This is a genomic window from Achromobacter denitrificans NBRC 15125, assembly GCF_001571365.1.
Lineage (GTDB): Bacteria > Pseudomonadota > Gammaproteobacteria > Burkholderiales > Burkholderiaceae_B > Achromobacter > Achromobacter denitrificans.
This window is the reverse complement of record NZ_BCTQ01000011.1, coordinates 83,301-106,458: the sequence shown is the minus strand read 5'-3', so window position 1 is coordinate 106,458 and position 23,158 is coordinate 83,301. Positions and strand designations below refer to the sequence as shown.

Genomic DNA, 23,158 nt, shown 5'->3' with positions numbered 1-23,158 from the left:
CATGAACCGCGACACCCCCCGCACGACGCCGCGGCCGGATACCGGCCGCAAGCCCCACAGCGCCCACTGGGGCGTATTCTCCGCCGCCTGGAAGGACGGCGTCCTCGACGTCCGGCCGCATCCCGGCGATCCGGATCCCAATCCGCTGATCGACAACTTCACCAACGCGCTGGACCATCCGGTCCGCGTGACCGCGCCCATGGTGCGGCGGGGCTGGCTCGAACGCGGCCCGGGGCCGGACGCGAGCCGGGGGCGCGACGGCTACGTGCGCATGGAGTGGGACGAAGTGCTGGATCTCCTGGCGCGGGAACTCGCCCGCGTCCGCGACCGGCACGGGCCCGAGGCGGTGTTCGGCGGTTCCTACGGCTGGTCCAGCGCGGGGCGCTTCCATCACGCGCAAAGCCAGGTGCACCGCTTCCTGAATACCGCGCTGGGCGGCTATGTGCGCTCGGTCAACAGCTACAGCGCGGGCGCGTCGGCCGTGATCCTGCCGCACATCCTGGGCAGCATGGACGACGTGGCGCGCCGCAACGTGACCTGGGAGCAGATCGTCGAGCACACCGACGTGGTGCTGGCGTTCGGCGGCATGGCGCTGAAGAATTCGCGCGTGGCCAGCGGCGGCATCAGCCGCCACATCGAGCGGGAATCGATGCGCCAGGCCGCGGCGCGCGGCTGCCGCTTCATCAACATCAGCCCGCTGGCCTCGGACTTTCCGGCCGACGCCCGGGCCGAATGGGTGCAGGCCGTGCCCGGCACCGACGTGGCGTTGATGCTGGCGCTCACGCACGAGCTGGTGGCCAACGGCCTGCACGATCAGGCCTTCCTGCGCACGTTCTGCGAGGGCTGGGACGTCTTCGAGGACTACCTGCTGGGCCGCCAGGACGGCCAGCCCAAGACGCCGGCCTGGGCCGCGCCCCTGTGCGGCGTGCCGGCGGAACGGATCGCGGGCATCGCCCGCGGCCTGGCCGGCAAGCGCGTGCTGGTCTGCGTGGCGCATTCGCTGCAACGCGCCGAGCACGGCGAGCAGCCGGTCTGGATGGGCGCGGTGCTGGCCGCCGCGCTGGGCCAGTTGGGCCTGCCCGGCGGCGGGTACGCCTACGCGCTCGGCACGCTGGCGCACTACGGCAAGCGCAGCAACGCCGTGCCGGTGGCCTCGCTGCCGCAGGGCGTGAACGGCGTGAAGGCATTCATCCCGGTGGCGCGCATCGCCGACATGCTGCTGCATCCGGGCGAGCCCTTCGACTACAACGGCAAGCGCATGCCGTATCCGCACATCCGCCTGGCGTACTGGGCGGGCGGCAATCCCTTCCACCATCACCAGGACCTGGCGCGGCTCAAGCGCGCCTTCGCGACCCTGGACACGTTCGTGGTGCACGAGATCGGCTGGACGGCCACCGCGCGCCACGCGGATATCGTGCTGCCATGCACCATGACGCTGGAGCGCGACGACATCGGCGGCGCGCCCACCGATCCCCTGATGGTGGCCATGCACCGCCTGGCCGAGCCCAACGGGCTGGCCCGGGACGACTACGACATCTTCGCCGACCTGTCGGCGCGGCTCGGCACGCGCGAGGCCTTCACCGAGGGCCGCAGCAGCCGTGAGTGGCTGCGACACCTGTACGCCAAGACCCAGGCGGCGCTGCGGGAACGGGGCCTGGACGCGCCGGACTTCGACGGGTTCTGGGAGCGCGGCGAACTGATCCTGCCGCAACAGGACGACGACGGCGGCATCCTGCGGGCGTTCCGCAACGATCCCGCGGGCAAGCCCTTGCCTACGCCCAGCGGCAAGGTGCAGATCAGCTCGCCCGTGGTGGCCGGGTTCGGCTACGCGGATTGCCCCGGCCATCCCGCCTGGCTGGCGCCCGAAGACGCGCCCACGCCGGCGCATCCCCTGTTCCTGGTCGCCAACCAGCCCGCCAGCCGGCTGCACAGCCAATTGGATTTCGGCGCGCACAGCATGTCGCAGAAGCGCGAGGGCAGGGAAGTCTGCTCGCTGCATCCGCGCGACGCGGCCGAACGCGGCATCGCCGAGGGCGACGTGGTGCGCCTGTTCAATGCGCGCGGCGCCTGCCTCGCGGCGGCGCGCCTCACGGAGGACATCCGGCCCGGCGTGGTGCAGCTGCCCACCGGCGCCTGGTACGACCCGCAGGACGCCGACGCGCAGCGCCCGCTGTGTGTGCATGGCAATCCGAACGTGCTGACCCGCGACGTCGGCACCTCGTCCCTGGCGCAGGGCTGCTCCGGCCAGCTGACGGCAGTGCAGGTGGAGCGCTATACCGGGCCGGCGCATCCGATCCGCGCCCATGAGCCGCCGGCGATCAGCGAACGCGCGTGATCGGCGAAGGTCCGCGCCGCCGATCGATGGCCGGCGCCGATGGTACGAGGGGAGTTTTGTAACGCGGGGTGAGCCGCGCGCCCGCCGCGCCCAACACCTTCCCGCCCGGCGCCGAGCGGCGTCCCCGCCGCAAAAGGGCAGGGCGCCGATGCGTCCCTACCCGGTAACCCGCTGTGTCCCGGAGTTCACGTTCCCGGGCGGCGGGTTACACCTACTGCCAAATTTCATCAAATAACACAGCTTTCGCGGGGCAACTGATTTAGTTGTACACATTGCTTACGGCGGCGCCCGGCAGCACGACGCCTCAAGACCGTCAGCGATAGAAGACAAATAAATCGGAGGAGGAGTCATGCGTACGTTGAATCGCAAGGCCGCCGCATTGCTGGCGAGCGGGTTGATGGCGTTGCTGGCGGGCTGCGCCGGAACGGGAGGCAAGAAAGACACGATCGCCATGGCCGGGCTGTCCCAGCCGGTGGAAATCGTGCGAGACCGCCACGGCGTGTCGCATATCTATGCGCAGAACCAGGAAGACATGTTCTTCGCCCAGGGCTTCAGCGCCGCGCGCGACCGGCTCTGGCAGCTGGACCTCTGGCGCCGCCAGGGCGAGGGCAAGATGGCCGAACAGTTCGGCCCCCGCTTCGTCGAGCAGGACCGCGCCGCGCGCCTGTTCCTGTACCGCGGCGACATGCAGGCCGAATTCGCCAGCTACCACCCGCAAGGCAAGGCGATCCTGACCTCGTTCGCGGCGGGCATCAACGCCTACGTCGACTGGGTCAAGGCGCATCCCGACCAGATGCCGCCGGAATTCAAGCTTACCGGCACCGAGCCCGGCTACTGGAGCCCCGAGACCTCGCTCATCCGCATCTACGGCCTGACGCGCAACCTCACCGAGGAAGTCCGCATGGCGCAGCGCGTGGCCGCGCTGGGGCTGAATGCCGTGCAGGGCCTGAGCACCTTCGAGCCGCCGCTGGCCTTGCAGGTGCCGGCGGGCCTGGACGTGAAGCTGCTGGACAACGCGGTGCTCGCCAACTACAACCTGGCGCGCAACGGCCAGAAGTTCGTGGCGGCGGATTTTCCGCGCAGCCCGCTGGCGCAGGCGCAGCGCGAGGAACTGGCCCGCAGCCTGTCGGCGGGCATGCTGGCCTCGATCGATCCGGCCTTCGATCCGATGGCGACCCGCTATGAAAGCAACAACTGGACCATGAGCGGCCAGCACACGGCCACCGGCAAGCCCATCCTGGCGGGCGATCCCCACCGTTCCATCACCATGCCCTCGCTGCGCTACATGGTGCACCTGAACGCGCCGGGCTGGAACGTGATCGGCGCCGGCGAACCCGCGCTGCCCGGAGTCTCGATGGGGCACAACGACCGCATCGCCTTCGGCCTGACGATCTTCGCGTTCGGCGACGAGGAAGACCTGTACGTCTACGACACCAACCCCGCCAACCCCAATGAGTACCGCTACCGCGGCGGCTGGGAAAAGATGCGGCAGGTGGACGAGTCCATCCCGGTGCGCGGCCAGGCGGCCGCGACGCGCCAGTTGAAGTTCACGCGCCACGGGCCGGTGATCCATGAGGATCCGGTGCGCCGCAAGGCCTATGCGCTGCGCGCGGCCTATCTGGAGTTTCCGGGCACGGCCGCCTACCTGGCCAGCCTGCGCCTGAACCAGGCGCAGGACTGGAACGAGTTCGTCGCCGGCATGGAACGGCACTACACGCCCAGCGAGAACATGGTCTACGCCGACGTGGACGGCAACATCGGATGGTTCGGCGGCAGCATCGCGCCGATACGCCCGCGCGCCGACTGGTCCGGCATGTTGCCCGTGCCCGGCAACGGCGATTTCGAATGGCGCGGCTTCCTGCCCGGCAGCGCGCTGCCGCGAGCCTACAACCCGCCCGAGGGCTATGTCGCCACCGCCAACGAGTACAACCTGCCGGCGGACTACCGCTACAAGGAAATGTCGGCGCGCACCTGGGCCGAACCCTACCGCGTCCAGCGCATCCGCGAGGTGATCGCCGACGGCAAGGGCATGACCGTCCAGAACTCGCAGGCGCTGCAGTTCGACAACCTGTCGATCCCGGCCCGCACGCTGGGCGGCTACGCCAAGGCGCTGAACTCGGCCGATCCGGGCGTGGGCCAGGGCCTGAGCCTGCTGAAGGATTGGGACTACCGGGTCGGCACGGACAGCCGGGCCGCCACGGTGTACGAGTTCTGGCTGCCCGAGGTGGTCAAGCGGGTGTCGGACCTGTACGTGCCGCCTGCCGGCCGCAGCGTCTTCGGCGAACTGTCCACGCGCAAGACGCTGGAGAAGCTGGCCGCGCCCGACGCCGCCTTCGGCCCGCGGCCGGAGCAGGGCCGAGACGCGTTGCTGCTGGCGGCGCTGGCCGACGGCATGGAGAAGTTGCGCGCCAAGCTCGGCGCCGATCCGGCGCAATGGCAGTGGGGCAAACTGCACCACATCCAGTTCGAGCACAGCCTGGCCGCGCTGTTGCCGGCGGAAACCGCCAAGGCCTACGGCACGCCGCGCTATCCGGTCGGCGGCGACAACGACACGGTGCATCGCGCCACGTTCCGCAAGAGCGACTTCCGCCAGACCAGCGGGGCCTCGTACCGCCAGGTGATCGACGTGGCGGACTGGGACAACTCGCGCGTCCAGAACGTGCCGGGCCAGTCGGCCGACCCGCGCAGCCCGCATTACCAGGACCTGCTCAAGGGGTGGGCCACCGGGGAGTATTTCCCGATGGCGTTCAGCCGCGCCAAGGTGGACAGCGAACAGTCCGATACGCTGACGCTGCGGCCGCCCGGGAAGTAGGGGAGTTGCAACCTAAGCTGTCCGCCTCCGCGGACAGCCTGCGCCGGGGCGCGGCCGCGTTGTCCGATTGACAAGGGTGCTTACGCACGGTTGCCGGTCGGACCCGCCCGCGCCAGTTAAGGTCTGAGGTTCCCGACCCTGGAGATAGAAGCGTCCGATGCATTCCTCGCCGTCATACCGAACCGCCGCGCACCCATCCCCATCCCGTTCCCATTCGCCCCTGACCTGGCTGCAAGAGCGCAAGCAGTTCGTCCGGGCGCTCCTGTCCAATCCCGCCGCCATCGGCGCCGTGGCGCCCTCGGGCCCGGCGCTGGCGGCGGCCATCACCGCGTCGATCCCCCCCAACGGCGGAAAAGTCCTCGAACTGGGCTGCGGCACCGGCGTCTTCACGCGCGAAATGCTGCGCAAGGGCGTCGACCCCGCCCGGCTCGTCCTGGTGGAACAGGACGAGGCCATGAGTTCCAGCCTGCGCGCGCAATTTCCGCAGGCGGCCGTGCTGCAGGTCTGCGCGCAGGAACTCTCCCGCGACAGCCATCCCGAGCTGGACGGCATCGGCGCGGCCATTTGCGGCCTGCCGTTGCGGAACATGAGCGGGGCGCATCATCACCGCCTGCTGACGGCGGTGTTCGACGCCATGGAAGAGGGCGGTTCGATGGAGCTGTTCACCTACGGCATGCGCTGCCCGGTCGCGCCCGGCGTGCTGGACGCCTGCGGCCTGTCGGCCCGGCGGATCGGATTCGTGCCGTTCAACCTGCCGCCCGCCTCGGTATTTCGCGTGAGCAGGCGGCCCTGATCGCCTTCCGGCATCCCTGAAACTTGGTATTTTGCGGCCCGCGACGCGTAAAAGCGGAACCGGCCGCTCTCTCGCGTTACTCAGGGCGCGAGTGGGATGAGGTGGGGGCCCGCGGCAGCCTTGCGGCGCGCGGCCCGGACCTCGGCCCAGGCCACGTTCCGGAGGTGATGCCAGATGGTCCAGCTATCCAGCTTTCTTGCCGCGTCGGTGCAGGGCGGGCGGGTGCAGCTCGACGACGCCGCGCAGACCGCGCAGGGCCGCGGCGTCTTCGGGCGCCTGAAGGATCGCATCGTCATGGGTTCCGACCAGATCAAGGAATCCAATCTCAAGGCGAACATGGTATTTGCCCAGGCCCTGGCCGGCGAATACGGCCACAAGGCCGCGGCGGCCGCGGTAGACCGGGTGATAGGCAGGGACTACACCGCCACGCTGGACAAGGCCAAGATCGACAAAATGGTCTCCGTGGCGCACGGGCTGTCGGGCATGGGGAAGGCGCGGGACCAGGCGCGCAACGTGTGCCTGAACTCGTGGCCGATGGTCACCTCGGGCCTCTCGGTCGTGCGCAGCGGACATTCGGCCGTGGCCATTGCCAACACCTTGTCGCCGAACGCCTGGAGCCACGGCAAGGCATACGTGAGCTGGTGGCCGGCCAAGAGCGACGTGCAGGTCGCCCATAACCGGCTGCTGGAAAGCCTGCCGGGCGTGGGCGGGCATTTCGCGGCCAGGCCGGGCATGAGCGCGCCCGACTACGACAGCGACCGCGGCGATGAAATCTCCGAGAAGACCAACCTGAACCTCCAGCGCGGGCAGGCCGCCCGCGATGTCCTGAGGGCCGCCGATAGGTTTACCTACGACGGCGCGTCGGATCCGCTGGGCGCCGCCCTGCAGGCGCACGCCGAAGCGCTGGACGGGCTGGGTTTCGGCGAGGACGTGACGCGCGAGGAACTGCAAGCCGCCGCCGGGTTCTTCCCGCGCGATTCCCAGGAACGGGTGTCCGACAGGACCTGGGGCGCGGGCGCGGAGAAAATCTTCTTTCCCCTGGCGGGGCGCAACGGCGAACATGGCAACGATGGGGTGTCGCCGCGGACCTCTCTGTTCGGCCTGGCCGAGCACGATATGCTGGCCGACGCGAACCAGCTCAAGTCGGACGCCGCGCAAGGCCGCATCGGCTATTCCATGTTCAGCACCACGCAGAATTGCGCGGCGGTGGCGGCGCGTTCGCTGCAGGCAGGCGGATCCAATATCTACGTGCCGTTCGAGGCCAGCTGGATTTCCGAGGATCCCAACAAGACCTACGACTACGCGCGGGAATTGCAGGGCGCGATAGACCTGCTCAATGAGCAGGCGGGGAGCGTCAAGGCACACTGCGCGTCCGCGTGGAGCAAGGCCCCCGCCGAGGCCGATACCATCGCCCAGCTACGCGTCGCCTTGCACGCCAGGGCCCACGACCTCGACGCCTACGACCAGACCCGCCAACAGGCCCAGGGCGCGGCCGCCGACCAGCGCATCCGCGGCCTGGGCGCCGACGTGGGCCATGCGCGGGACAAGCTCCAGAAGGCGGAGCGGGAACTGAAGGGCCTGGAGAACACCATTCCGGCGATGGAGAAAGAGGTCGCGGCGCGGTCGGACAGGATCGATCGCACCGCGGCAAGCCTGGAGGCCCGCGCCGAGAATCTGAATCCGGAAAACACCAAGGAAGTCGTGAAACTGAAAGCCGACCGGGATAGCCACGACAAAAACGTCAATGCCCTGAATCGCAGGCGCGAGGAGCTATCGGCGCAGGTCGGGCGGAAAGCCAGATTGGAACAGCGCATTCCCGCCTTGCGCGACGAGCACGAAGCCCTGTCCGGCCTGCTCAACGATCGCACTGCGTTTCCCGTCGAGGCGGCGCAACTCAAGCTGCCCGGGGAGGAGGGGTACTACGCGGCCCAACGCCGCGGGCTGCAATCCTGCGTGGACGGCCTTGCGCAGCAGTTCGACGCCCGATTGCAGGGCCTGGACGCCCGGCAGCAATGCCAACTGGCGCCGCTGAGCGGCGCGGTCGCCGACTTGCGCGCAGCGGTGGACGCCGGGGCCGGGATGCAGGCGCTGATGTCCAAGGCCAAGCCGCTCGTGGAAACCCTGCATGCGCTGAAAGACGCCGCGCCCGCCGCGGACCTCGTCGCCATGCTCGCCGCCGGCACCCTGGTGGAAGCCTGCGAAGTCCTGGTCACGCTCGACCAGGACCAGCACGCCTGATCCCGCCTGATCCCGTATTGAAAAGAGAGAATTCCATGCCCAGCCCATCCTGCCTTGCCTTGTTGCAGGCCTTGAGCAAGACCATCGGCCTTGAGCTCGCGTTCGACGAACGCCGCCACTGCATGCTGATGCTGGATGAAGACATCCTGATCTCCATCCGATGCCTGGACGACGACACGCTGGGGCTGTACGGCCTGTTGTCGGAATTTCCCGAGCCTTTGCCGGCGCAAGACCTGATGCAGCTCCTGTCCATGAACTTCCTGCTGATGGAACGCTGCGGCATGTCCATCGGCGTGGACCGCGCGACCGACGCCGTGCTGTTGCTGGAGCGGCTGCCGGTCGAGGCGGTGACCGCCGAAGCCATCGGCGACAGAGTGGCCCAGTTCGCGGACCAGGTACGCAAGCTGATCGATTGGCTGCGCGCTCGGGACCAGTCCCGGCAATCCGGGGAAGCCGAAGCACCGGTTGCCGAACCGTTCATGCCGGCATTCGGGCAGATTGTCTGAGGCGGCAGCGGGAGAGGCTTGCCTCGGGGGGGCTGAAGCCCTCAGGCCGCGCCGTGCGCGGCGATGTTGCGATACTGTCCTTTGAAATACAGCAGGGGCTGCGTAGCGGCAGCTTCTTGCAGGTCCAGCGCTTTTACCTCGCCAATCACGATCAGGTGATCGCCCGCGGCGTGCTCGGCGTAAATCTCGCAATCAAGCCAGTGCAGGCTGCCGGCAATGATCGGATTACCCAGCGGCGATTCCCGCCACTCCACTTCGCGCCACTTGTCCGCGCCCCGCTGGGCGAACTGGTTGGAAATCCTGACTTGCTCGTCCGACAGGATATTGACGACGAATCGACCCGCCTGGCGAATGCCGGGATAGCTGGCCGAACTGCGCATGACGTTGAACGATACCAGCGGCGGATTCATGGACACGCTATGGAACGACTGGCAGGTAAAGCCTATCGGCTCGCCTTCGATGCGCGAGGTAATCACCGTGATGCCCGACGCATAATGTCCGAGCGCTTCGCGAAAGCGCAACGGCTCGATCGCAGTACTGGAAAATGACATAGTAGGGTTTAAAAAATTCTCCGTGCCTGGTCGTCGCGAACCGCTCGCGACGACCATTTCCCGCCTCGGAATCAGTTCGCCAGTTCCCTGCGGACGATTTCCGCGCCGGCGCTCAACGCGCCCAGCTTGCCCCGCGCGACGCCGCGAGACAGGGGCGCCATGCCGCAGTTGGTGCAAGGATAGAGCTTGTCGGCATCCACGAACTGAAGCGCCTTGCGCAGCGTGTTGGCGACTTCCTCGGGGGTTTCAATGGCGTTGGTTGCCACATCGATGGCGCCCACCATCACTTTCTTGCCCCGGATGAGTTCGATCAGGTCCATCGGCACGCGAGAGTTCTGGCACTCCAGCGAAACGATATCGATACTGGACTTCTGCAGCTTGGGAAAAGCCTCTTCGTATTGCCGCCATTCCGATCCCAGCGTCTTTTTCCAATCCGTATTGGCCTTGATGCCATAGCCGTAGCAAATGTGGACGGCGGTTTCGCACTTAAGCCCTTCAATGGCTCTTTCCAAGGTGGCAACGCCCCAATCATTCACCTCGTCGAAGAACACGTTGAACGCGGGCTCGTCGAACTGGATGATATCGACACCAGCCGCTTCCAGTTCCTTGGCTTCCTGGTTGAGAATCTTCGCGAATTCCCAGGCCAGCTTTTCGCGGCTTTGATAATGGCTGTCGTAAAGCGTGTCGATCATCGTCATGGGGCCCGGCAACGCCCACTTGATCGGCTGCTTGGTCTGCTGGCGCAGGAATTTGGCATCTTCCACGAATACCGGCTTGCGGCGGGCCACGGCACCCACGACGGTCGGAACGCTCGCATCGTAGCGATCGCGAATCCTGACGGTCTTGCGGTTTTCGAAATCAACGCCGTCCAGGTGTTCGATAAACGTCGTCACGAAATGTTGACGCGTCTGTTCGCCATCGCTGACGATATCGATGCCCGCGTGCTGCTGTTCCTGCAGAGACAGGCGCAGGGCATCCTGCTTGCCCTCGATCAAGCCCTCAGCCTGCAGTTTCCAGGGCGACCAGAGTTTCTCGGGCTCTGCAAGCCAGGAAGGCTTGGGCAAGCTGCCGGCGGTCGAGGTGGGGAGCAATTTCTTCACAATAAATGCCTTGGTGTTTTAATGGGTCAAAGAGGGTAGTTGGCGGACCATTGCCGGAGAATCGCCTGGTACGGTTTGATGAAGTGTTCCTCCACAAACCGTCCCTGCTCGATGGCCAGCTGGCTACGTTCCTCTCGGTCATAGACAATCCGGGTCAACGAATAATCCTGGTGCTTCAAGCTGGGCTGATAGGATTTCCCCGCCACGGAATTCGCGTTGTAGATCTCCGGACGGTAAATCTTCTGGAAGGTATCCATCGTGCTGATGGTGCTGATCAGCTCCAGGTTGGTGTAATCGCCCAGCAAATCGCCGGAAAAATAGAAAGCCAACGGCGCGGCGCTGTTCGGCGGCATGAAGTAGCGAACCTTCATTCCCATTTTCTTGAAATACTCGTCGGTCAGGGAATACTCGTCCTGCAGGTATTCGACGCCCAATACCGGGTGCTGATTTTCAGTCCGGTGGTAGACCTTGCTGCTCGAAACGCTCAGGCAGATGACGGGCGGCTTACTGAAGTGCTCTTTGTAAGTGCTTGAATTGACGAAGCATTTGAACAACTTCCCATGCAGGTCGCCAAAATCTTCCGGCGTGCCGAATTCGGGCTGATTCTTGTTGTGTTCCAGCAGCAGCACGCTGAAGTCGTAATCGCGCACGTAGGAGGAGAAGTTATTCCCTACGATGCCTTCGATGCGTTCATTGGTTTTGCGGTCGAGAATGCTCGTCTTCAATATTTCTATCAAGGGGAGGGCATTGCCGCTGCTTGCGCCGTCAATACTCATCTCGACGGAAATGATCTCAAGGCCGACCGTATAGCGATCGCCCTTGGGATTGTCCCAATGCGCCAAGGCATTGAAGCGATTGTCTATCATCCTGAGCGTGTTGCGCAGGTTCTCCTGGCGACTCGTTCCTCTGGCGAGATTGGCAAAATTGGTCGTGATCCGCGTATTGTCCGAAGGACGATAGTCTTCGTCGAAACAAATGCTCTTGATGGCAAATGTGAAATCTTTACTCATTGTGATCTGCTGCCCTAATTCCTGAGATATAACCCGCGTCTATTTCCTGCTTTTTCAACACTGCTCAATGTTCTCTGTTTTTTTTATTCAGCAGTCTTGACATCGACGAGACAGGAGGCGTAGTTTAGGTTGGCCTATCCATGAATAAAAGTGAATTGATTTCATGGAGCCATTAGCCAAGCTCATGGATTCAAGGGCGAGCCGATCCGGCCTTGCGGCCGGGCGCGGCCCGACGCTCTCAAGTTCGGAACGCGCGGCCGCGATGCATCAAGCCGTGGCGGGCCTTTTTGCCTGTTCGATAAACGCGCGCAGGTAGTCGATACCCACGTCGGCCTCGCGGGCGCCCAGATAGATGTGCTTGGCGATGCCTTTCTTGCCCAGCCGGACCGGCACCACATTCATCTTGTCCGCGTACTCCAGCACCAGCCAGCGCGGCAGCGCCGCCACCCCGCGGCCGCTGGCGACCATTTGCAGCATGATGTCCGTCGTCTCGATGGCCTTGTGGCGCTTGGGACTGATGCCGGCCGGCGTCAGGAACATGTTGTAGATGTCGAGCCGGTCGACCGGCACCGGATAGGCCACCAGCACTTCGTTGGCGAGCTGTTTGGGGGTGACGTACTCTTCCTTGGCAAGAGGGTGGGCGCCGGCGACGACCAGCACTTGCTCGTAGTCGAAGACCGGCTCGAACACGAGCCCGGGCTTGTTCAGCGGATCGGGCGTGACCAGCAGGTCGATTTCGTAGCCGAACAACGCCCCGATGCCGCCGAACTGGAATTTCTGCTTCACGTCCACGTCCACGTCCGGCCAGGCAGCCAGGTAAGGGGAGACGATCTTCAGCAGCCACTGGTAGCAGGGATGGCATTCCATGCCGATGCGCAGCGACCCGCGCTCACCTTGGGCGAACTGACGCAGGCGCTCTTCGGCCAGGTTCAGTTGCGGCAAGACGCGGTTGGCCACCGCCAGCAGGTATTGACCGGCTTGCGTCAGCCTCAGGCTGCGGCCTTCGCGCAGCCAGATGTCGGTGCCCAGCTGCTGCTCCAACTTTTTCATGCTGTGGCTCAAGGCTGACTGCGTCACGTGCAGGACGCCAGCGGCTGCCGTCAGCGAACCCTGTTTTTCCACTTCCTGGACGATGGACAAATGGATGCGATCAAGCATAATCAATGATCAAAATTCATACTTCGTTGAGATAAAACCATTTTACTTCATCGTTTCGCAACCTTACGATTCGGCGGTCCAAGGATCTTTTGAGAGCGAATCATGACCATCATCCACAATCTCGGCTTCCCGCGCATCGGCGCCAAGCGCGAACTCAAGTTCGCCCTCGAATCCTATTGGAAGGGCGAATCCTCGCGCGACGCGCTCAAGGCGCTGGGCGCCGAACTGCGCCAGCGCCACTGGCAGAACCAGGCCGGCCTGGATCTGGCGCCGGTGGGTGACTTCGCCTTCTACGACCAGGTGCTCGACATGAGCTTCACCCTGGGCAATCTGCCCGAGCGGGTGCAAGGCTTCCATGGGGACGAACTGGACAACTATTTCCGCGTGGCGCGCGGCCGTTCGGCCAAGGGCGCCGAAGAACACGCGGGCTGCTGCGGCGGCGTGGCCGCCGGTGAAATGACCAAATGGTTCGACACCAACTACCACTACATCGTCCCCGAGTTCACCGCGGCCACCGAATTCAAGCTGGACGCCTCGCGCCTGCTGGAACAACTGGCCGAGGCCAAGGCACAGGGTGTCCCGGCCAAGCCGGTGATCGTCGGTCCGGTAACCTACCTGGCGCTGGGCAAGGCCAAGGACGAATCCGACAAGCTGGCTTTGCTGGACCGCATTTTGCCGGTCTACGCCCAATTGCTGGACACCCTGGCCGACCAAGGCGTGCAGTGGGTGCAGATCGACGAACCGATCCTGGTCACCGAACTGGATGCGGCCTGGCAAGCGGCCCTGGCGACCGCCTATGACGCGCTCAAGGCCAGCCGCGTCAAGTTGCTGCTGGCGTCGTACTTCGGCCAACTGAAGGACAACGTGGCATTGCTGGCCAAGCTGCCGGTCGCGGGCGTCCACGTCGACGCCATCAACGGCCGTGACGACGTGCAAGCCGTCATCGCCGCCTTGGCCCCGGAACAGGTGCTGTCGCTGGGCGTGATCAACGGCCGCAACATCTGGAAGACCGACCTGACCGCCGTGCTGGACTGGGTCGAACCGATTGCCGCCAGGCTCGGCGCGCGCCTGTGGGTCGCGCCCTCGTGCTCGCTGCTGCACGTGCCGGTGGACCTGGACAACGAGCGGAAGCTCGATGCCGAGATCAAGTCCTGGCTGGCTTATGCGCTACAGAAACTGGATGAGCTGCGCCTCCTGGGCCGCGCGCTGCGTGAAGGCCGCGGGGCCGTCAAGGCGGAACTGGCCGACAATGCCGCCGCGCTGGCCGCTCGTCGCGCCTCGCCGCGCGTCAACAACCCGGCCGTGCAGGCGGCCGTGGCCAGGATCGACGCCAAGCTCGGCGAGCGCAAGCACGCCTATACCGAGCGCGCCGGCAAGCAGGCCGCGCTGCTGAAGCTGCCGGCGTACCCCACCACCACCATCGGCTCCTTCCCGCAGACGGCCGAGATCCGCCATGCCCGCAGCGAATTCAAGGCCGGCCGCCTGGACGCCGCCGGCTACAAGGCCGCCATGCAGGCCGAGATCGCCCGCAGCGTGCGCGAGCAGGAAGCGCTGGAACTGGACGTGCTGGTCCACGGCGAAGCCGAACGCAACGACATGGTCGAGTACTTCGGGGAACAGTTGCAGGGCTATGCCTTCAGCCAGTTCGGCTGGGTGCAGTCCTACGGCTCGCGCTGCGTGAAGCCGCCCATCCTGTTCGGCGACATCAGCCGCCCCAAGGCCATGACGGTGGAATGGATCACCTACGCCCAGTCGCTGACGGATAAGCCGATGAAGGGCATGCTGACCGGCCCGGTCACCATCCTGAACTGGTCTTTCGTGCGCGACGACCAGCCGCGTTCGGTGTCGTGCAAGCAACTGGCGCTGGCCATGCGCGAGGAAGTGCTGGACCTGGAGAAGGCCGGCGTGCGCGTGATCCAGATCGACGAAGCCGCCCTGCGCGAGGGCTTGCCGCTGCGCCGCGCACAATGGAAGGAATACCTCGATTGGGCAGTGGAATCCTTCCGCATCACCGCCAATGGCGTGGAAGACGAGACCCAGATCCATACCCACATGTGCTACTCGGAGTTCAACGACATCATCGCCTCGATCGCAGATATGGATGCCGACGTCATCACCATCGAGACGTCGCGTTCCGACATGGAGCTGCTGGATGCCTTCGACGACTTCAACTATCCCAACGAGATCGGCCCCGGCGTGTATGACATCCACTCGCCCAACATTCCGAGCCAGGACCATATCGTGCAACTGATGAAGAAGGCCGCCGAGCGCGTGCCGGCCGAACGCCTGTGGGTCAACCCGGACTGCGGCCTGAAAACCCGCCAGTGGGCCGAGGTGATTCCGGCGCTGACCAACATGGTCGCCGCCGCCAAGACGCTGCGCGCTTCCTGAGACCGAGTCAGCCGGGGCGATGTACCCCTTGCGCTCGCATCCGGCGATGCAGGGTCGAGCGCGAGATTCCCAGCCTATGCGCGGCCAGCGTGACATTCCATTCGAAACGGGCCAACACGCTGGCCAGGTCCAACGCGGAGCGCGCCTCCGTATCGGCTGCCTTGTCCCCGCCGGGCCGGAAGGCGGGCGGCAGGCAGTCCGGTGAAACCTCATCCGCGTCGCAAAGCGCCAGGGCGTAGCGCGCCACATGGTGCAATTCACGAATGTTTCCGGGCCACGGGTGGCGCAGCAGCGCGGCGCGCGCGGCGGCGGACAGGCGAGGGCAGGGCACGTCGGCCGCAACCGCGGCCTCCTGGAATGCATGGTCGATCAACGCGTTGAGATCGTCGCGCGATCGCAGCGGGGGCAGCCGCAAGGCCGCGCCCTGGATGCGGAAGTGCAGGTCGGCGCGAAAAGCCTGGTCGCGCACCATGCCTTCGATATCGCGGAAGCTGGCAGCGATCAGGTTGAAGTCCACGCGCACCGGTTGCGACGCGCCCACCGGGACGAATTCCTTGTCGGAGAGCACCTGGAGAAACCGGCTCTGCAACGCCAGCGGCATGTCGCCGATCTCGTCCAGAAAAAGCGTGCCGCCATCCGCTTCGAGGATACGCCCTCGGGCGCCTGCCTTCGACGCGCCGGTGAAGGCGCCGGCGCGATAGCCGAACAGTTCGCTTTCGATCAGCTCGGCCGGGATCGCGGCGCAATTGATCGACACGAATGCGCCCGCGCGGCGCGGTCCGGCCTCGTGAAGCGCGCGCGCCAAGGCCGACTTTCCCGAGCCGCTATCTCCCTGCAGCAAAATGGGCAGCCCACGGGCATACAGCCGTTGCGCGATACGCATCTGTTCTTGCGTGTCGGTATCGGCGCCCGCGATCTGGGCGAGCGTCGGCGCCGCGCTCCGGCCGGCCGGCGCCGCCGGCGTGCCGGTGGCCAACGGATAGGTGGAACGCCGGCGTTCCCGGTGGTCGATCTGGATACTGAGGCGCCGGCCGTCGCGCTCGATGAAGGGGGTATCGCTCTGCGCAATCCGAAGCAGGGCGTCGATTGCATTCATGCCCGGCAGGCGTTCGCCAAAGATGCGGGGGCCGGCGCCAAGCATCTCCAGGGTGAACGGCGTGGCATCCAGCACGCGCCCGGCATCGTCCAGGGCCAGACGGCCTTCGCCGGCCGGATCGCAGAAATCCCCCGTGGCCGACAGGCGCACCAACACCCGGCCGGCGTGCCTGATATCGAAACTGCGATTCTCGATGCGGCGGGCCGACGCTTCCACCACGCGCCGCGCGATCTCATGCACCATGCGGTTCGAGGGCTGCAATGAGGTCACGTTGAGCACGGCGGCAAGGTCGCCTCGCTCGCCAAAGATCGGGGCGACGGTGCATGACAGGCCCGACAGCCGCTGGGCGAAATGGTCTTCCATCACCACGGACACGGGCAGGCGCGTCTGAATGCACAAGCCGATGCCGTTCGTCCCCTGCGACGATTCCGAGAACATCGCGCCGGGTTGAATCGACGCCGAGCGGCACACGTCGTCCAGGGTCGGGTCCGAGCGGACCAGCATGAGCGTCCCGCCGGCGTCCGCCAGCATCAGCAACTGCACGTGGCTGCCGAGCTGGCCCAGCATACGGCTGAGTTCGCCGTGCGCGAGCGTTTCCAGGCTCTCGGTGGGCGCGCGGGCGGCATTGAGCTCCGCCTGCGTGAGTACGTCCGGGCGGGGCACGCGGTCGGGGGACAGGCCGTAACGCTCATAACAGCGTTGCCACGAGTCGTGGATCAACGGCGCGGTGTCCATAGGGCAGGGCAGCGTCTGGGACGAGACGAGGGCGCTCATGGCAAAACTCCGAAGAGAATTCGTCCGGATGAGTATAGAAGACGGCCCGGCAGGCACTGCCCGCCGGGCCGGGGTCAGGCAGGCCTCAACGCGCGATGGCCTTGCGCACGGCCGGCATGACTTCCGACGCCAGCCGCGACATCGTCTCCCATTCCCAGGCGCGATTCGCGCCGGCCCCATCCATGGACGCCATCAGCAAGCCATGGAATGGGCCGACGTTCTCACGGAAGGACAACAGTTTGTCCGTCACGGTTTGCGGCGAGCCGTAGACGACCATGCTCTCGATCAGGCTCTCCACCGTCACCGACTCGTCCGCCTGTTTCGGATCCGCTTTCATGACGGCGGTGTAGTTGGCGGACTTGAGGACACGCCAGAGGTAGTCGAAGTAATAGTAGTTGCTGCCTTCCGGATTCATCACCCGGTCGCGGGCCTCGGCGTCCGTCGGCGCGATGAGGATGTTGCGTGAGACGCGCCAGTCCTCGCCGGTCGCCGCGCGTTTGGCCAGCTCGCAGCCTTCCTGGTACTTCTGCCAATGGCTCTTGACCACATATTCCGGGCAAAAATTGGCGCTCATCGGACCGAAACCGCGTTGCGCGGCCACCTTGACGCTGCCGGAATAGGGAGACATCGCCGTCATGGTGATTTCGGGATGCGGCCGCTGGTAGGGCTTGGGGATATAGCCCACCCCAAGCTCGGGGATGACCATGTCCTTGAGCGAGATCTGCCAGTGCTTTCCGGGGATCTCGTATGGCGGATCCTGGCGCCACAATTGCAGGATCGTGCCGATCGCCTCCATCATCCGCTCGTTCCGGTACTCCCCGTCCAGGACCTTGAACAGCTCCATGTCGCTTGCAAGGCCTCCCGGCCCGATCCCGAACATGAGACGTCCGCGGCTCAAATGATCGAACTGCGCCACTTCGGCCGCGACGACCGCCGGATGGTGGTTCGGGAGCGCAATGACGCCGGTTCCGAACTTGATGCGCCGGGTCCGATGGATCAGCGAAGCCAGAAACATGAGCGGCGCCGAGATCGGTTCGGTGGTGCAGGACATGTGTTCGCCGACCCAAAACTCGTCGAAGCCCAGTTGATCCGCATACACGACCTTGTCTGCGTCTTCTTCAAGCGTTTCGGCCATCGGGCGGCCGGGCGGGTGCAGGGGCATTGCGAACATGCCGAGTTTCATAGCGTATCTCCTTGTTTTGCTTTAGGAATTTGAGCGGCCAGGGGTAGCCGCCGCGGTGAAAATCAAGCGCCGAGCGTCGCCAGCGGAACGCTGCGCCCGCCCAGCCAGACCAGCGGATGGGCATCGGTCGCGGCGGACGAGGGCAGCACTACCTCCCGAACCCGGGCGATGAAAAGCGTGTGCGTGCCGTAGGGCATCGTTTGGTCGACGTCGGCGAACAGCACAGCGCGCGCGGCCGGCAGCCACGGAAGGTCTTTCCCGCCAGCGCCCCCGACATCGCGCCAATCGGACTGGGTGAACCGTTCGGCGCGCAGGTCGGACCGGGAAAACGCGTCCAGCAAGTGCGCCTGGTCTTTCGCCAGAAAATTGATGCAGAGCCGCCCGCTCATTTCCAGTACGGGATGGATGCCCGCTGTGCGATTGACCGCAACCAGAACGGCTGGCGGATCGACGGTGACGGAGATCACCGCGGAAGCGGCCATCCCATGCGGTGTTCCTTCCGCATCGCGGCTGGTGATCAGGGCGACCGTGGACGGCACATTGCGCATGGCCTCCTTGAGGCCAGGAATGGGCATATTCATGAAGACTGTCTCCTCGTACGTTCCCGCTCGGTTGGCGGGATGCGTGCGAACGAATATGCAAAGACCGTGCCAGGTCGGTCCGCCTGGGCAAACGCAGGGAATGGGCGGGCGTAGGGTGTGTCACGCTACACAGGGGTGCGACACTTGCTGTGCCATTGCGCCATGACGGAAGGCGCCGATCCGCTTCAATTCGGCGTTGACGGAGCGAGCTTCATATCCTGTGGGCGGAAGGCGACGCGGGTGGTTTGTGGTGGAGCCGCGTCGGGATACGTAATACGCATAATGTGTATTATGTAAAGTAATGGATATGGCCGAAGCGAGGCCGATGCGCCTATCTTCCCCTTCGACCTCAAATCCGGATCGGATCCCCACCCCGGCAGACGCGCGGTCTGCATGGAGAGTTCCCCTACTTGGCTTCACCTGCGGGATCGACCATGGATTGCCGCTGCGCCACCAGCAAGGCATCGCTCTGATCGATGCGTATGGTTCCAATCCGCGGGAACTCGAAGTCGATGATGATATAGAGCGCCGCAGTCATGACGACCGCGTATATCACCTGGTGCAGCAACGTCCTGCGCTTGGAGGATGCCAGGTTCAATCCCACCAGGCCGGCGGCAACCAGCGTCAGGAAACCCAGGAAGACATAGGCCGCGACGGGAGGATGCACCTTCTGCGCCACGGTCTGAGCGGAGGCGACGTCGAACATGTCGTTGACCGCTCCGACGTAGGACGTGGCAAAAGGCGGCACGCTTGCGCGCGCGGCCTGCATCGAAGTGGTCCATATTTCCTTCTGCAGTGTCCCGATGCGCGCGGCAATCGTATCGCGCTGCTCCAGGTCGGCCACGTTGCGATAGTAGTCAATGCGCAGATCCACATACTGCCGGAATTGCTCGCGCAGCCGGGGTTGGTCGCCCGCATTGACCATGTCGATGCGCAGCCAGGCGGTTCCGATGGCGTTAACCTCCTGGACCAATAGATCGCGGCGCTCCGCCATGCGCTGGGCGGCGCCCGAGAAAGTGAAGGCCACCAACAGCCCCAGCAATGCGAACACCGAACCTTCGATGACCGCCGCGCCCGAACCGCCTTTCTCGTCGGCATGGCGTCCTAGCCACTTGCCAAGTTGAATCGCCACCAATAGCAGAGCGAAGAAAGCGACAGCCAGTCCAGCAAGAAGAAGGGAGTAGTTCATTCAATCACCCTGCGCGTCAGTGTTATCGATGAAAGCCGTCTTCATTGCGGAGGCTCGCCCTCTTCTGGCGACATCCAGGAGGCAGCGACGTCGTGGCCAGGCCAACCGCAAGCACCTTGAATGTATCCTCTGATGGCCCTCGTAAGAGGCATGGCTCTGCCAGTCAGCGCTGGAAAATTTGCCGGACGGCAAACCTCTAGTCAATAATTCAATAATAGTTGTATGATCGAACTATGAATGAAGATCAAGCCATCTCGGCGCTAGGCGCCCTTGCCCACCCCCAGCGGTTGCGGACTTTCCGCGCACTCGTGGTGGCCGGCCTGCCCGGACTCGTGCCTAGCGTCCTGGCGGACCAGTTGGGCGTTGCGCGCAACACCTTGTCCTTCCACCTGAAAGAGCTCGCGCATGCGGGCCTGGTCAGCGTCGAGCAGCAAGGGCGCAACCTGATTTATCGCGCCGATTTCTCGCGGATGAACGGGTTGCTCGGCTATCTCACCGAGCATTGCTGCCAAGGCACGCCGTGCGAGGTTTCCAACTGCTGCTAGGAATTTCCATGTCGCACTCCCCTTTCAACGTGCTCTTTCTTTGCACGGGTAATTCCGCGCGTTCGATCCTGGCCGAAGGCCTGCTCAACGGCCTGGGCGGCGATCAGTTCCGGGCGTATTCCGCCGGCAGCGCGCCTCGGGGCGAGGTTCACTCGCTGGCTCTCGTCACCCTCGCATCCTATTCGCTGCCGATGGACGGGTACCGGAGCAAGAGCTGGGACGAGTTCGCCACCGCCGAGGCCCCGAAAATGGACTTCATCATCACGGTGTGCGACGACGCGGCGGGTGAAGTCTGTCCCGTATGGCCGGGCCATCCGATGACGGCGCATTGGGGCGTGCCGGACCCCGCCGCGCACGAAGGCAGCGAGGAAGAACGCCTCAAGGCCTTTCACGATGCGGCACGCACGCTGAAGCGCCGCATCGAACTGTTCCTGTCTTTGCCGCTCGATCGCCTCGACGCCCTGTCGCTCCAGGCCGAGCTGCGCGGCATCGGCCAGTCCCGGGGGTAAATCGATGTCGTCCAGTACGCAGGCGGCGCCGGCACCGCGCCAGCGCTCCGGGATGAGCGTGTTCGAGCGCTACCTCACGCTGTGGGTCTTTCTCTGTATCGTGCTGGGCGTGACGCTCGGCCAGCTCATGCCAGCGATGTTCCAGGCCATCGGGCGCTGGGAAGTCGCGCAGGTCAACCTGCCGGTCGGGATCCTGATCTGGGTGATGATCATCCCGATGCTGCTCAAGGTGGACTTCGGCGCGCTGGGGCAGGTCAGGCAGCATTGGCGCGGCATCGGCGTGACGCTGTTCATCAACTGGGCCGTCAAGCCGTTTTCGATGGCCTTCCTGGGCTGGCTGTTCATCCGCCAGGTCTTTTCCCCGTGGTTGCCGGCCGATCAGCTGGATAGCTACATCGCGGGCCTGATCCTCCTGGCCGCCGCTCCGTGCACTGCCATGGTCTTCGTCTGGAGCCGGTTGACCGGCGGAGATCCGGTGTTCACGCTGTCCCAGGTGGCGTTGAACGACACGATCATGGTGTTCGCCTTCGCGCCGGTCGTGGGGTTGTTGCTGGGCCTGTCGGCCATCACCGTGCCGTGGGATACGCTGCTGGTGTCCGTGGGGCTGTACATCGTGATTCCGGTCATTCTTGCCCAGCTCTGGCGCCGCGCGTTGCTGCGTCGCGGGCAGGCGGTTTTCGAGGCGGCGCTGGAGCGGATCGGGCCGTTCTCGATGGCTGCCCTGCTGCTGACGCTGGTGCTGCTGTTCGCGTTCCAGGGCGAGGCCATCATCGGCCAGCCCCTGGTGATCGCGATGTTGGCCGTGCCCATTCTCATCCAGGTGCTCTTCAATTCCGGCCTGGCCTACTGGCTCAATCGCCGCGTGGGAGAGACGCACGACATTGCGTGCCCCTCCGCGCTGATCGGCGCATCCAACTTCTTCGAACTCGCCGTCGCCGCCGCGATCAGCCTGTTCGGATTCCAGTCCGGCGCCGCCCTGGCCACCGTCGTGGGCGTGCTCATCGAGGTGCCGGTCATGTTGCTCGTCGTGCGTATCGTCAACCAGAGCAAGGGTTGGTACGACGCCGGCGTCAAGCGGAACTGATCCGTGCCTGGCGCCCCTGTCCGGGTCATCGGCACCCTGGGAACCACTCAAACGCTGGCCTGGGCATCTTCCTACTATTTGCCGGCGATGCTGGCGGATCCGATGGCCCGCGATCTGGGCGTGTCCGCGCCCACGGTCTATGCCGCCTTCTCGGTCGCCATGGTCGCATCGGCATTGGCAGGCCCATGGGCGGGGCAAGCGATCGACCGTCATGGCGGCCGGATCGTCCTGGTCGGCACGAGCCTGCTGTTTGCCCTCGGGCTGGGCATGCTCGGAATCGCCCAGGGGCTCTGGACGATGCTAGGGGCGTGGATCGTCATTGGGATTGCAATGGGGGCCGGCCTCTACGAAGCCGCCTTTTCCAGCCTGGTGCGCCTTTATGGTCATCAGGCCCGCGGCGCGATCACAGGCATTACGCTGATTGCCGGGTTCGCCAGCACCGTGGGATGGCCGCTATCGGCCTGGATGGAAACGCAATTCGGCTGGCGCGGCGCGTGCCTGGGCTGGGCCGCCCTGCATTTATTGGTCGGCTTGCCGCTGAATGCCTGGCTCCCCAGGGCGTCGACGCCCTCGAAGGCGGCAAGCCTGGATGCGATGGCCGCGGCGCCGGCCGACGCCTCCCCTGCTCCCGAACCGAGGCGGCAAGGCTACGCGACCGCCCTCCTCGCTTTCGTGTTCGCGGCGACGTGGTTCATCAGCACCGCCATGGCCACGCACCTGCCGCGGATGCTGGAAGCAACCGGCGCCACGCTCACCGCCGCGGTGGCCGTGGGCGCGCTGATCGGTCCGGCGCAGGTGGCCGGACGGCTGTTGGAGTTCGGCTTCCTGCGCCAGGTTCACCCCTTGCTGTCGGCGCGCCTGGCCGCGCTTGCGCATCCGGCCGGCGTTGCGGTGCTGCTGACCGGCGGCGCGGCGATGGCCCCGGCGTTCGCCATTCTGCACGGAGCGGGCAACGGCATCCTGACCATTGCCAAGGGCACTTTGCCCCTGGCGCTATTCGGGCCTCAGGGGTACGGCGCGCGCCAGGGCTGGCTGATGATGCCGGCGCGGGGCGCGCAGGCGCTGGCACCGTTTCTCTTCGGGCTTGCGCTGGACGCCTGGGGAGCCAGGGCGCTGTGGCTGTCCGGAGGCATCGGCCTGGCCGCCTTCGGCGCGCTGCTGGCATTGCGAGCGCGCCCTGCGGCCGCTTGAAGTTCTTGGGTTTTACGTCAACAGAGGTCATCCATGTGTTTCACCACGATTTCTCACAGGCCGGCCCACGGGGCATCGCGCAATGTCCCGGGGCCGATTCGCCACTGCGGCG

The 23,158-nt window shown here is 65.3% G+C and carries 18 protein-coding genes; 10 read left to right on the top strand and 8 right to left on the bottom strand.

The window, feature by feature from the left end; all coding sequences use genetic code 11:
- Position 1 precedes the first annotated feature (1 nt).
- The 5 genes from ADE01S_RS11760 to ADE01S_RS31550 all read left to right on the top strand — a co-directional run bounded on the left by ADE01S_RS11760 (position 2) and on the right by ADE01S_RS31550 (position 8,684).
- Positions 2–2,335: a molybdopterin guanine dinucleotide-containing S/N-oxide reductase gene (locus ADE01S_RS11760; RefSeq protein ID WP_062681876.1), complete on the top strand. Its 2,334-nt coding sequence runs from the start codon at positions 2–4 to the stop codon at positions 2,333–2,335.
- 397 nt (positions 2,336–2,732) lie between these two features.
- Positions 2,733–5,147, top strand: coding sequence for a penicillin acylase family protein (locus ADE01S_RS11755; RefSeq protein ID WP_242663429.1), 2,415 nt, complete (start codon positions 2,733–2,735; stop codon positions 5,145–5,147).
- A gap of 157 nt (positions 5,148–5,304) precedes the next feature.
- Positions 5,305–5,940, top strand: a complete 636-nt coding sequence (locus ADE01S_RS11750; protein ID WP_062681874.1) for a class I SAM-dependent methyltransferase — start codon at positions 5,305–5,307, stop codon at positions 5,938–5,940.
- 174 nt (positions 5,941–6,114) lie between these two features.
- Positions 6,115–8,178 (top strand): hypothetical protein, encoded by a 2,064-nt coding sequence (locus ADE01S_RS31555; protein ID WP_062681873.1) that lies wholly within the window; start codon positions 6,115–6,117, stop codon positions 8,176–8,178.
- A gap of 35 nt (positions 8,179–8,213) precedes the next feature.
- Complete coding sequence (locus tag ADE01S_RS31550; protein ID WP_115599019.1) at positions 8,214–8,684, top strand: CesT family type III secretion system chaperone; 471 nt, start codon at positions 8,214–8,216, stop codon at positions 8,682–8,684.
- A 41-nt stretch (positions 8,685–8,725) separates the two neighbouring features.
- Here the strand turns inward: ADE01S_RS31550 and ADE01S_RS11735 are convergent, their stop codons facing one another.
- The 4 genes from ADE01S_RS11735 to ADE01S_RS11720 all read right to left on the bottom strand — a co-directional run bounded on the left by ADE01S_RS11735 (position 8,726) and on the right by ADE01S_RS11720 (position 12,503).
- A complete protein-coding gene (locus ADE01S_RS11735; protein ID WP_062681871.1) occupies positions 8,726–9,235 on the bottom strand; it encodes a flavin reductase family protein in 510 nt (169 codons plus the stop codon).
- A gap of 71 nt (positions 9,236–9,306) precedes the next feature.
- A complete protein-coding gene (locus ADE01S_RS11730) occupies positions 9,307–10,335 on the bottom strand; it encodes a methionine synthase (protein WP_172600287.1) in 1,029 nt (342 codons plus the stop codon).
- Between the two features lie 26 nt (positions 10,336–10,361).
- Positions 10,362–11,345, bottom strand: a complete 984-nt coding sequence (locus tag ADE01S_RS11725) for a DUF1852 domain-containing protein (RefSeq protein WP_062681869.1) — start codon at positions 11,343–11,345, stop codon at positions 10,362–10,364.
- Positions 11,346–11,612: 267 nt separating this feature from the next.
- Positions 11,613–12,503, bottom strand: coding sequence for a LysR family transcriptional regulator (locus tag ADE01S_RS11720; RefSeq protein WP_062681868.1), 891 nt, complete (start codon positions 12,501–12,503; stop codon positions 11,613–11,615).
- Positions 12,504–12,605: 102 nt separating this feature from the next.
- On the opposite strand from ADE01S_RS11720, the gene metE reads away from it, so the two are divergent.
- Entirely contained in the window at positions 12,606–14,894 is a 2,289-nt protein-coding gene (gene metE / locus ADE01S_RS11715) for a 5-methyltetrahydropteroyltriglutamate--homocysteine S-methyltransferase (protein ID WP_062681867.1), read from the top strand.
- Between the two features lie 7 nt (positions 14,895–14,901).
- Here the strand turns inward: metE and ADE01S_RS11710 are convergent, their stop codons facing one another.
- From ADE01S_RS11710 to ADE01S_RS11695, 4 genes are all read right to left on the bottom strand, one after another.
- Positions 14,902–16,764 carry a sigma-54-dependent Fis family transcriptional regulator gene (locus ADE01S_RS11710; protein WP_165695635.1) on the bottom strand — a complete coding sequence of 621 codons (1,863 nt, stop codon included), beginning with the start codon at positions 16,762–16,764 and terminating at the stop codon, positions 14,902–14,904.
- Between the two features lie 85 nt (positions 16,765–16,849).
- A complete protein-coding gene (locus ADE01S_RS11705; protein WP_062681865.1) occupies positions 16,850–17,947 on the bottom strand; it encodes an LLM class flavin-dependent oxidoreductase in 1,098 nt (365 codons plus the stop codon).
- A 62-nt stretch (positions 17,948–18,009) separates the two neighbouring features.
- Positions 18,010–18,528, bottom strand: coding sequence for a flavin reductase family protein (locus ADE01S_RS11700; protein ID WP_062681864.1), 519 nt, complete (start codon positions 18,526–18,528; stop codon positions 18,010–18,012).
- A 406-nt stretch (positions 18,529–18,934) separates the two neighbouring features.
- The gene (locus ADE01S_RS11695; RefSeq protein ID WP_062681863.1) at positions 18,935–19,717 is read right to left on the bottom strand and encodes a bestrophin-like domain; all 783 of its coding nucleotides are present in this window, start codon (positions 19,715–19,717) and stop codon (positions 18,935–18,937) included.
- Positions 19,718–19,950: 233 nt separating this feature from the next.
- Between ADE01S_RS11695 and ADE01S_RS11690 the strand changes: the two genes are divergently transcribed.
- Genes ADE01S_RS11690 through ADE01S_RS11675 form a run of 4 tightly spaced genes read left to right on the top strand, consistent with a single transcriptional unit; the run spans position 19,951 to position 23,046 of the window.
- The gene (locus tag ADE01S_RS11690) at positions 19,951–20,262 is read left to right on the top strand and encodes an ArsR/SmtB family transcription factor (RefSeq protein WP_062681862.1); all 312 of its coding nucleotides are present in this window, start codon (positions 19,951–19,953) and stop codon (positions 20,260–20,262) included.
- An 8-nt stretch (positions 20,263–20,270) separates the two neighbouring features.
- Positions 20,271–20,771 carry an arsenate reductase ArsC gene (locus ADE01S_RS11685; RefSeq protein WP_062681861.1) on the top strand — a complete coding sequence of 167 codons (501 nt, stop codon included), beginning with the start codon at positions 20,271–20,273 and terminating at the stop codon, positions 20,769–20,771.
- Between the two features lie 4 nt (positions 20,772–20,775).
- Positions 20,776–21,855 (top strand): ACR3 family arsenite efflux transporter, encoded by a 1,080-nt coding sequence (arsB, locus tag ADE01S_RS11680; RefSeq protein WP_062681860.1) that lies wholly within the window; start codon positions 20,776–20,778, stop codon positions 21,853–21,855.
- Positions 21,856–21,858: 3 nt separating this feature from the next.
- Positions 21,859–23,046 carry an MFS transporter gene (locus ADE01S_RS11675; protein WP_062681859.1) on the top strand — a complete coding sequence of 396 codons (1,188 nt, stop codon included), beginning with the start codon at positions 21,859–21,861 and terminating at the stop codon, positions 23,044–23,046.
- Positions 23,047–23,158: the final 112 nt, after the last annotated feature.

Coding starts and splice junctions, on each gene's coding strand:
- ADE01S_RS11760 (WP_062681876.1), top strand. CDS start 2: ATGAACCGCGACACCCCCCGCACGACGCCGCGGCCGGATACCGGCCGC.
- ADE01S_RS11685 (WP_062681861.1), top strand. CDS start 20,271: ATGTCGCACTCCCCTTTCAACGTGCTCTTTCTTTGCACGGGTAATTCC.
- ADE01S_RS31550 (WP_115599019.1), top strand. CDS start 8,214: ATGCCCAGCCCATCCTGCCTTGCCTTGTTGCAGGCCTTGAGCAAGACC.
- ADE01S_RS11755 (WP_242663429.1), top strand. CDS start 2,733: ATGGCGTTGCTGGCGGGCTGCGCCGGAACGGGAGGCAAGAAAGACACG.
- ADE01S_RS11750 (WP_062681874.1), top strand. CDS start 5,305: ATGCATTCCTCGCCGTCATACCGAACCGCCGCGCACCCATCCCCATCC.
- ADE01S_RS11720 (WP_062681868.1), bottom strand. CDS start 12,503: ATGCTTGATCGCATCCATTTGTCCATCGTCCAGGAAGTGGAAAAACAG.
- ADE01S_RS11695 (WP_062681863.1), bottom strand. CDS start 19,717: ATGAACTACTCCCTTCTTCTTGCTGGACTGGCTGTCGCTTTCTTCGCT.
- ADE01S_RS11700 (WP_062681864.1), bottom strand. CDS start 18,528: ATGAATATGCCCATTCCTGGCCTCAAGGAGGCCATGCGCAATGTGCCG.
- ADE01S_RS11725 (WP_062681869.1), bottom strand. CDS start 11,345: ATGAGTAAAGATTTCACATTTGCCATCAAGAGCATTTGTTTCGACGAA.
- ADE01S_RS11690 (WP_062681862.1), top strand. CDS start 19,951: ATGAATGAAGATCAAGCCATCTCGGCGCTAGGCGCCCTTGCCCACCCC.
- ADE01S_RS11705 (WP_062681865.1), bottom strand. CDS start 17,947: ATGAAACTCGGCATGTTCGCAATGCCCCTGCACCCGCCCGGCCGCCCG.
- arsB (WP_062681860.1), top strand. CDS start 20,776: ATGTCGTCCAGTACGCAGGCGGCGCCGGCACCGCGCCAGCGCTCCGGG.
- ADE01S_RS11735 (WP_062681871.1), bottom strand. CDS start 9,235: ATGTCATTTTCCAGTACTGCGATCGAGCCGTTGCGCTTTCGCGAAGCG.
- ADE01S_RS31555 (WP_062681873.1), top strand. CDS start 6,115: ATGGTCCAGCTATCCAGCTTTCTTGCCGCGTCGGTGCAGGGCGGGCGG.
- ADE01S_RS11710 (WP_165695635.1), bottom strand. CDS start 16,764: ATGAGCGCCCTCGTCTCGTCCCAGACGCTGCCCTGCCCTATGGACACC.
- metE (WP_062681867.1), top strand. CDS start 12,606: ATGACCATCATCCACAATCTCGGCTTCCCGCGCATCGGCGCCAAGCGC.